General features: G+C 67.3%; 3 protein-coding genes and 1 pseudogene. 2 read left to right on the top strand and 2 right to left on the bottom strand.

Annotated elements, in window-relative coordinates:
• The coding region (locus VML93_RS20210; RefSeq protein WP_325613407.1) for a nitronate monooxygenase at window positions 1–858 on the top strand (858 nt) is incomplete at its 5' end.
• Window positions 859–867: 9 nt separating this feature from the next.
• On the opposite strand, the pseudogene VML93_RS20205 reads toward VML93_RS20210, so the two are convergent.
• Window positions 868–1226, bottom strand: a pseudogene (locus VML93_RS20205) (hypothetical protein).
• 37 nt (window positions 1227–1263) lie between these two features.
• Entirely contained in the window at window positions 1264–2367 is a 1104-nt protein-coding gene (ald, locus tag VML93_RS20200) for an alanine dehydrogenase (protein ID WP_325613409.1), read from the bottom strand.
• A 68-nt stretch (window positions 2368–2435) separates the two neighbouring features.
• On the opposite strand from ald, the gene VML93_RS20195 reads away from it, so the two are divergent.
• On the top strand, window positions 2436–2938 hold a 503-nt coding region (locus tag VML93_RS20195; protein ID WP_325613406.1), incomplete at its 3' end, for an Lrp/AsnC family transcriptional regulator.

Raw genomic sequence — 2938 nt, 5'->3', positions numbered from 1 at the left:
GCGGCCACCACCGGCCCGCTGGGCGTGAATCTGCTTGTGCCGCAACCCAGTGTCGCCGACTTCGCCCAGTTGGACTACTACGCCGAGGAACTCGAGGACATCGCCGATCACTACGGCGTCGAGGTCGGCCGGCCCGAGTTCGGCGACGACGACGACTGGCACCGCAAACTCGAGGTGGTGGCCGACGTGCGCCCGGAGTTGGTGTCGTTCACCTTCGGTGCGCCGCCGCCGGATGTCGTTCGGCGGTTCAGCGCGCTGGGTCTGTTGGTGATGGTCACGGTGACGTCGGCTTACGAGGCCGGGGTGGCCCTCGCTGCCGGTGCGGACAGCCTGATCGTCCAGGGTCCCGATGCCGGGGGGCATCGCGGCACGTTCGCGCCGGACATGGAGCCCGGTACCGAGTCGCTGTACCAGCTGATCGACCGGATCGGCAGGGCCCACCGCGATGTTGCGTTGGTTGCGGCGGGTGGCCTGGCAACCGCCGAAGACGTCGCGGGCGTGCTGCGCAGAGGAGCCGTGGCGGCACAGGTCGGTACCGCGCTGCTGCTGGCCGACGAAGCCGGCACCAACCCCACGCATCGCGCCGCCCTAAAACACCCCGAATTCACTCAAACGCTGGTCACCAGGGTGTTCTCCGGCCGCTACGGGCGTGGCCTGGAAAACCGGTTCACCCGCCTGCTGGACCGGGTTGCGCCGCTGGGCTATCCCGAGGTCAACCACATGACGGCGCCGATACGGGCCGCCGCGGTCGAGGTGGATGACCCGAACGGGACCAACCTCTGGGCGGGCACGGCGTTTCGGCAGGCACGCACCGGGCCGGCGAGCGACATCGTCGCGAGTCTCGCGGCGACCGATTAGCGCGCCGGGTCAGCCGCTCACCAGCAGGGGAAGCGATATCGCCCCGGCGCCGCCGGTCACCACAATCACCCATCGGCCGTCGACCGGCAGGGCTATCTCGATCGGGTAGAAAGCGAAGCCGATCTCCCCGCCGGCGGCGGCGTCGGGAAGCTCGAAGGTGATGCTTCGCGGCTCGTCGCCGTCCGGCGACAGGATCTCCACCCCGATGCGTCGGTCCGGATTGCGGTCTCGGCCTGCGTCAGCACCACCAGCACGAATGCGGCTGACCGGTCGGGCCCGACCACGAATCTGGCCAGCACCCCGCCCTTCACATCGAGCTTGTTATCCACCGCCGAAGCCGATTCGGCGAGGAAGGCCCCGGTAATCACGCCGCTGAAGCTACCGTGTCGGGACGGCCAGGCAATCTCAGGCCAGCACGTCGGCCGGCGCGGTGAACGGCAGACTCAAGTCGGTGGCCACCCGTTCGGACAGCAACGCACCGTCGTGCGTCGAAAGCCCTTTTGCCAGAGCAGGATCCGACCGGCACGCGGCTTGCCAGCCGCCCTCGGCCAACTCGAGCACGTAGGGCATCGTCGCGTTGGTCAGCGCGAAGGTCGACGTCCTGGGCACCGCGCTGGGCATGTTCGCCACGCAGTAGAACAGGGTCTCGTGCACGGCGAACGTCGGGTCGTCATGCGTGGTCGGCCGCGAGTCCTCGAAGCAGCCGCCCTGATCGATGGCGATGTCTACCAGCACCGCGCCTGACTTCATGTGTGCGACGAGCGAATTCGGGACAAGGGTGGGTGCTTTGGCGCCCGGCACCAGCACCGCCCCGATCACCAGATCGGCGCGTTTGACCGCGTCCTCGAGTTCGTAGGCCGACGAGTAGCGGGTGCGGAACAGGGTGTCGAGGTCCCGAAGCCTGTTGATGTTGACGTCGAACACCGTGACGTCGGCGCCCATTCCGCGGGCCACCCGCGCGGCGTTGTAGCCGGCGGTACCGCCTCCGATCACCACGACCGTGGCTGGTTCGACGCCCGGAACCCCACCCATCAGCAGGCCCCGGCCCCCGTGCGTGCGCATCAGGTGGTAGGCCCCGACCTGCGCGGAGAGCCGACCGGCAACCTCGCTCATCGGCGCCAGCAAGGGGAGCGCGCCGTCGGCGGTCTGCACGGTCTCGTACGCGATCGAGGTGGTGCCGGAGGCCAATAACGCATCGGTGCATGCTCGCGACGCGGCCAGATGCAGGAACGTGAACAGGGTCTGGCCACGCCGCAGCAGGGCATATTCGGCCGGCATCGGTTCCTTGACCTTGAGCAACAGGTCGGCGTCGGACCACACCTGTCCAGCGGTGGTGATCACTTGAGCGCCCGCGGCCTTGAAGTCCGCATCATCGATCGCCGAGCCTTCGCCGGCGCCGGACTGGATGAGCACCTCGTGCCCGCGGCGCGCCAATTCGGCGACGCCCGCCGGAGTGATGGCGACGCGGAATTCGTTGTTCTTGGTCTCGGTCGGAATGCCCACCCGCATACCGTCAATTGTGAAGAAAGTTCGGGTCACAGGCAAAGATGCTGATGAATATTCTATAGACTCCGTGTATGACGGTTATGTCATCGGAATTTGGGGGTCCGTTGGATGACTCGCCGAAGGATCTTCGGCCGGCCGATCTTGATGCGGTGGACCGCAGAATCCTGAGCTTGTTGCACGGGGATGCCAGGGTCACCAACAACGCGCTCGCGGAGGCGGTTGGGATCGCTCCCTCGACGTGTCATGGCCGGGTCCGGCGGTTGGTGGACATCGGCGTCATCCGCGGGTTCTACACCGATATCGACCCGGTCGCGGTGGGGTTGCCGCTGCGGGCGATGATCTCGGTCACCCTGCAGTCCAACGCACGCGGCAAGATCCGCAGCTTCATCCAGCAGATCCGGCAACGGCGCCAGGTGATGGACGTCTATTTCCTGGCCGGCGCCGACGATTTCATCCTGCACGTCGCCGCGCGCGACACCGAGGACCTGCGCTCGTTCGTGGTCGAGAACCTCAACGCCGACGCCGACGTCGCGGGCACCCAGACGTCGCTGATCTTCGAACATCTCCGCGGCGC

The organism is Mycobacterium sp. (genome assembly GCF_035499775.1).
Lineage (GTDB): Bacteria > Actinomycetota > Actinomycetes > Mycobacteriales > Mycobacteriaceae > Mycobacterium.
The sequence above is the reverse complement of the archived record's forward strand: the minus strand, read 5'-3'. Positions and strand labels throughout refer to the sequence as shown.

Coding starts and splice junctions, on each gene's coding strand:
- ald (WP_325613409.1), bottom strand. CDS start 2,367: ATGCGGGTGGGCATTCCGACCGAGACCAAGAACAACGAATTCCGCGTC.